We start from the raw sequence: 5,688 nt of genomic DNA on the forward strand, positions 1-5,688 counted from the left end.
GCTGGGTAGCTGGCGCTGACCGGACAAACCCTTATGTAGGTTTTCTGTTCCGTTGCTACTCAAACCCCGAGCTTGCCGGGATCGAAAGCCACATGGAGGAAATCCGCCGTGCGGCCAAGGTCTACGACAGCGAGGAAAAGGCACTGGCCGGGTGCATCGTCACCATTGGCAACGGCGGAACCTTGCAGATCGAGCAGGGGCTTGTTCGCGCCGACGATCTGGCAGCGCTGCGTCTCCTGCGCAATCCGCAGGCCGATGAGATCGGGGAGGATGGCGGATCCGCCAACGCCGGGAACTTCCATGGCCTTACCGCTGGTCATGGTGATGACGATGGCGAGGCAGAGCAGGCAATGACCTATTCCGCCGCGCTCATCGAGGAGCTGACCGCGATCCGCACCGCCGCCATGCGCAACGAGCTGGTGACGCGCCCGAACCTCGCCCTTGCCGTTATGCTCTATCCGCTGGTCCTGAAAACCTTCCTGACCGGAAACGGCTATTGGCGAGTTGGTGCAGCCATCGAGATCAGCGGCCAGTTTAAAGATTTGGCCCCGTCGATCAAAGAACCGGAGGCATGCGCGGCGCTGACCGAGTGGGCCCGCATTCACGAGACATGGGGCTACAAGCTCCCCGGCGATCCCGGCGACCTGTGGGAATGGTTGCTGGAACAGCCGCCGCATGAGCTTCTGGAACTGCTGGCCGTCGTCACCGCTGCCAATATCAACGCAGTCGAGGCCAAGCACGATCACGACCGGGACCGCCTCGCCCACGCCGATCAACTGGCCGCCGTCCTGAAACTCGACATGAACAGCCATTGGGAGGCGCAGGCTCCGTTCCTCTCCCGCTTGTCCAAGGCGCAGATTGCCGAGGTGATGGAGGATGCCGGTTGCGCGAAAGCCGCCATCAAGGCGGCAAGCAAGGCTCCGAAGGCCGAGGCCGTCGCACTCGCGGCAAAGGCTCTTGCCGGAAAAGCGTGGCTCCCCGGCCCGTTGTGCTCGAACATTGATGATGAACAGCAGAATCACGACGACCAGCAGGCTATGGCTGCTGATTAGTCATAAGCGGGAATGTAGCCCGCTTATCTCACAAACGAATAGAACCCGGCGCTTGCGTCGGGTTTTTACATGAAAAAAGATAGCAGATTATAATCTGTTTATAAGCAAAATGTTGGTCGCGCGAGCTGGTTCAAGCCGGGATCGACCCGGCCCAAACCAGTTGAGAGGCGCCCGCGCCCCGCCTCTCAAGCTCTCCCCCACCCTTCCCTTTTTGAGTGAGCGACTGCTAAAGGCCGCTACTGCAGATTTGCACCTTGCAGAATCAGTGCGAATCGGAGTTTCCTGTAACGATGAGCACAGCGAAACCAGTCAGAGAAAAAGTGGCAGCCCATCGCCAGCGTTTGCGCGAGGCGGGGCGGATCTATGTCAGTACCGATCTTCCCACCGATCTGGTGGACTGTCTTGATAAGATCAAGGCAGAACGCGGGCTGGCGTCGCGGGCGCAGGTGTTTGAATTAGCTTTAAAGGCGTTTGTCGAAAATGAAATGAGGGCATAACGAAAAAACCCCTCGCCGCTGGTAACGGCTAGGGGTTTTCGGTCAGTTACGACATCGGCTTTTGAGGCCACCTAATCTAGGTCTCAAGATAGTCGAGTGTTCAAGAACCTGCAAGAGGTGTCTCTTGCCGGAACGATGAATCTTTGTCCGCTGTCCACAGTCGTGCCCGCCTGAAAAAGGAGGCGGAAGGACCATGTTTGAACAGATTGGGGCGGTGCTCGAAAGAGTACCAGCCGAGCGGGAACGCACGCCCGTTCGGCGGCAGAGCCGTGCGCGCGGACGATGCGAGGGCGTGTTCTGGCGGCGGACGAACCGACAGGACGTGCGCACGATTGTGCTAGCGGCACGACGTTATGAACTAGCAGGCCGCCAACCTGGTGCTCGCAATGGACCCTTAGGAGGCGTGGCGATCGAGCTGCTCGAGCTGTTCGCCAATCTCGTTGATTTCCGCACCGGTCGGCTGGAACCGTCGATCGATACGCTCATGCTGAAGCTCAGGCGCTCGCGTGACGCGATCGTGCGGGCGTTGAAGAACCTGCGTGCCCATGGCTTCCTCGACTGGCTGCGGCGCTATCAGCCGACAGGCAACGAGGGGCGCGGTCCCCGGGTCCAGCAAACCAGCAATGCCTATCGTATGTCCTTGCCCGATCGGGCGCGGCAGCTCCTGGGACGTTGGGGCATGGCCCCTCCGCTTCCAGACGATCATGTTCAAGCCAAAGCAGAACGCGCCGCTGACATCGAGGCGCATAGGGTGTCGCTCGATATTGAAGCCCGAACTCTGTTCGATGTTGGCGATAATCCCTTGGGCCAGGCGCTTGCCCGGCTTGGAAAAGCAATCAATTTACGTGAGTCCGGCAGACAGACTGAATCCCTATCTGGTTTTATAAATAATAGAAAAGAATAAGCGGACGTCGCCATTCGGACCTCTCACGAGGTCCTGCGACGGTTCCGGCCCGCAATAAGCGCGGGCCGGAACTGCACCTGTAGCATCAGAAAACGCAGCTCTGCACCTGTGGCCAATGTCCTATGGCTTTTGAAAAGGTGGGGAGGCACAATTGGGTGTAAAATAATTTAGCAGCTTGTAAGCTTCTAGCTTTTTATTGTCTGATAGTAAGCTGCATGTAAATTGTTTATAAATACAAATCTGCTAGCTTTCAGCTAATTAGCAGATTTGGAGATGCGTCATGCCAGTCATTTCATTCGTGTCGAGCAAAGGCGGGGTCGGCAAAACAACGTCTGCCGTCGTGCTTGCCGGCGAGTTCGCTGCGGCCGGCCGCAAGGTGGTCCTGATCGACGCCGACCCCAACCGCCCGCTTGAAGCCTGGGCGCGCCTGAAGGGTACTCCGGACACCGTGCGGCTTATGATCGATGATTCCGCTGAAACCATTATCGATACCATTGAGGAGGCCCGGGCAAATGCTGATTTTGTCATCGTCGACCTGGAAGGCACGGCGACCGACCGAATTGGTTTTGCGATTGCCCGCTCGGATCTCGTTTTAATCCCGCTCCAAAGCTCAGTGCTCGATGCATCTGAGGCTGCTAAATCCGTAAAGCTGGTTCACCAGATGCGGAAGGTCGCCAACCGCGATATCCCTTACAGGGTATTCTTTACGCGCGTCCCGCCAGCTATTCGCGAGCGGACCGCTCGCGACATCGATCGACAATTTTCCGACGCGGCAATACCGGTCCTGCCTGCAACTCTGGTCGACCGCGCCGCTTACCGTGCACTGTTTTCTCTCGGTGGAATACTTCGCGATCTGGAAGCGTCCGACGTGTCGGGATTGCAGAGCGCCACGGAAAATAGCCGTGAGTTTGCCCAGGCGGTTATCAACGCTTTGAGAGGAGAGGGAGCATGAGCACTGACGATAAGAAGCGCGCGACCCTCGATTTCGGGGATCTGGACAACACGCCAGCGCCGCCAGTCGACAATAATGCCGTTAAGGCTGCGACCAGAGCCGCTGGTTTTAGAGAAACACCCAAGGCTGCCGGTTCTGAAGCTGCCCCTTCCATTCGGACCATGCGCAGAACGCGTCGAAAAACGGGACGGACAGAGCAATTCGCGACTCGCCTTCGCGCAGAGACTATCGAAGCGATTTACAATTATGCGGATCAGCACGAGATCACGCTGGCAGAAACCATTGAGCGAGCAGTTGAAGCGCTCAAAAGAGGGGCGGAATGAAGCTCTTGAAGGGTAACGCTCAGCGTTATATATTTGTGGGTAAGGAACCGGGGTGAGAGTTTTCAAAAACGGCTGGTTTCAGAAATTTGCTCGGAAGGAGAAAATCTCCGACGCCATGCTTTGTGAGGCTGTTGCGCGTGCCGAACGCGGTCAGATCGATGCCGATCTGGGGTCTGGTCTCATCAAGCAGAGGCTTGCCCGACCTGGTGCGGGAAAGTCCGGTGGATTCCGGACGTTGGTTTTCTTCCGAACGCAGCAGAGGGCTGTTTTTGCATTTGGCTTTGCCAAGAGCGATATGGCCAATCTTGATGATACCGATGAGGCTTATCTGAAAAAGGCCGCGAAGCTGGTTCTGGGATTTACAGATGAGCAAATGGACGCGGAAATCGCTGCGGGGCGTATGTCAGAGGTGAAATGCGATGAGTAAGACCTACAAAAGCGAGGCATTGGCAGCCGTCCACGAGATGATGGAAGGTTTCTACGAGTCCGGAGCGATCGACAAAAAGACGATGCGCGAATTTGATGAAGGCTGCCTGACAGCCGTGGAGCCCCTGACTCCGGAAGAAATTCGCACTATCCGTGAGCGCGAAAGCATTTCGCAGCCTGTCTTTGCCCGCTATCTCAACGTCAGCAAGGGGCTGGTTTCGGATTGGGAGCGTGGTGTTAAGAGGCCGAGCGGCCCAGCGCTCCGCTTGTTGACGGTTGTCCGGAACAAGGGCTTACAGGCGATTGCCTAATTGTGCGGCGGCAGCCGCACCAAGCCCGGAGGTGAACGCTCTTATCCAAATTGGGCGGTAGAGAGCCGGAGGGCTTTTCATGACAATGCCCCGGCGCTGAAACGCCGGGACCTTATTCTTGGTCTTCAATGTATTGTCGGCTTTGACGCAGAGAGCATTTTGACCGCCATTTTCACGACCTTCCGAAACTTTCGCCAATCTGGAAAATTCCGTTCATTCACCCTTTCCTGAAGGGTAGACAGCACCCAGCCGACACAAGCATCATCCTCTACAGCTCTATAAGCATCCGAGCGAGCGAAGCACGCAATGATACGGGGGCGTGGATTGCCGTTATCTTTGGGGATAGTGGCGATCAGTTCCTGTGCTTCGTTGTAGGCATTGGCTATATGCTGAAGCCGGTTCGGGTCACTTTGCACTATCATGCCGAAAGTCCATTCCAGCGTTTTGAACATGGCTCTGGCTTCTTGAATGGCTTCTTCTCCAAATTCTTCGTCACTCATGCTGGATCGAACGCTCCCTTAAACTCGGGATCTGCATAATAGGCGAGCTTTCCAGCGATGATCGGGCGTTGTCCGGCGAGGAATAGCAATTCTGCCTGGGGCGGCATATTGCGTACCTCGTCGGGGGTGAGGAGAGGCCGGGCGATGTTCTGTTGGCTGTAGGAAATGCCGGATTTCTCGCTATCGAGTGCGCGGGCCATGGTCTGGAAAACCACGGTTTCCTGCCCGAGAAGATCGGAGACGAGTCGGGCGCTGTCGTGATCGTTGACCCCGAACACCTGCAGGACGCCGGCATTAGAGAGGAAGGTTCCGGCCTTCTGTCCATATGTGGCACGCAGTTGGTGAACGTCCTGCAGAATAGGCCATAGCTGTACGCCGTAGCCTGCCATGAGGCCCATGGCGCGCTCGACGGGCGCGAGGTGGCCCAGCGCAGCAAACTCGTCTAGCAGATAGAGAACTGGCGTCTGCGGTTTTGCCGGATCGCGTGCCATATCGAGCAGGCTTTGGCTGACGAGCAGGCGTAGCCAGCGCGAATAGGTGGAGAGCCGGTCAGGCGGCAGGACGAGGAACACTGTCTCGTTTCGCCGCTTGAGATCGGCAAAGCGGAAATCCGATCGGCCGAGCACCATTGTCATGCGCGGACTATCCAGAAAGGCCCAGTCGGCCCGAAGCTGCGATTTTGGCCAACTCGCAGAACGTTGTGGGAACACGGCGTGGAGGATT

General features: G+C 57.1%; 8 protein-coding genes and 1 pseudogene. 7 read left to right on the forward strand and 2 right to left on the reverse strand.

Translation table 11 applies throughout. From position 1 onward, the window contains the following. The 7 genes and pseudogenes from E8M78_RS23400 to E8M78_RS18680 form a co-directional block, all read left to right on the forward strand. Window positions 1–1,052, forward strand: a pseudogene (locus tag E8M78_RS23400) (hypothetical protein); the annotation flags it as partial. Between the two features lie 290 nt (window positions 1,053–1,342). After that, complete coding sequence (locus tag E8M78_RS18655; RefSeq protein WP_113336931.1) at window positions 1,343–1,549, forward strand: hypothetical protein; 207 nt, start codon at window positions 1,343–1,345, stop codon at window positions 1,547–1,549. Window positions 1,550–1,952: 403 nt separating this feature from the next. Next, window positions 1,953–2,453, forward strand: coding sequence for a hypothetical protein (locus E8M78_RS18660; RefSeq protein WP_348640127.1), 501 nt, complete (start codon window positions 1,953–1,955; stop codon window positions 2,451–2,453). 280 nt (window positions 2,454–2,733) lie between these two features. Continuing rightward, the gene (locus tag E8M78_RS18665; protein WP_137136487.1) at window positions 2,734–3,405 is read left to right on the forward strand and encodes a ParA family protein; all 672 of its coding nucleotides are present in this window, start codon (window positions 2,734–2,736) and stop codon (window positions 3,403–3,405) included. Next, window positions 3,402–3,728, forward strand: coding sequence for a stability/partitioning determinant (locus tag E8M78_RS18670; protein WP_137136488.1), 327 nt, complete (start codon window positions 3,402–3,404; stop codon window positions 3,726–3,728). The genes E8M78_RS18665 and E8M78_RS18670 overlap by 4 nt, the downstream gene beginning before the upstream one ends. A 52-nt stretch (window positions 3,729–3,780) precedes the next feature. Continuing rightward, window positions 3,781–4,155, forward strand: a complete 375-nt coding sequence (locus E8M78_RS18675; RefSeq protein ID WP_137136489.1) for a type II toxin-antitoxin system RelE/ParE family toxin — start codon at window positions 3,781–3,783, stop codon at window positions 4,153–4,155. After that, the gene (locus tag E8M78_RS18680; protein WP_137136490.1) at window positions 4,148–4,465 is read left to right on the forward strand and encodes a DNA-binding transcriptional regulator; all 318 of its coding nucleotides are present in this window, start codon (window positions 4,148–4,150) and stop codon (window positions 4,463–4,465) included. The genes E8M78_RS18675 and E8M78_RS18680 overlap by 8 nt, the downstream gene beginning before the upstream one ends. A 125-nt stretch (window positions 4,466–4,590) precedes the next feature. Here E8M78_RS18680 and E8M78_RS18685 read toward each other — a convergent pair whose 3' ends face one another. Together E8M78_RS18685 and E8M78_RS18690 are read right to left on the reverse strand one after the other, a co-directional pair. Beyond that, a complete protein-coding gene (locus E8M78_RS18685; RefSeq protein WP_246658393.1) occupies window positions 4,591–4,965 on the reverse strand; it encodes a hypothetical protein in 375 nt (124 codons plus the stop codon). Continuing rightward, a partial coding sequence (locus tag E8M78_RS18690; RefSeq protein WP_246658394.1) for a type IV secretory system conjugative DNA transfer family protein occupies window positions 4,962–5,688 on the reverse strand: 727 nt, incomplete at its 5' end. The genes E8M78_RS18685 and E8M78_RS18690, both read right to left, overlap by 4 nt.

It is taken from the genome of Rhizobium sp. FKY42 (genome assembly GCF_005222835.1).
GTDB lineage: Bacteria > Pseudomonadota > Alphaproteobacteria > Rhizobiales > Rhizobiaceae > Neorhizobium.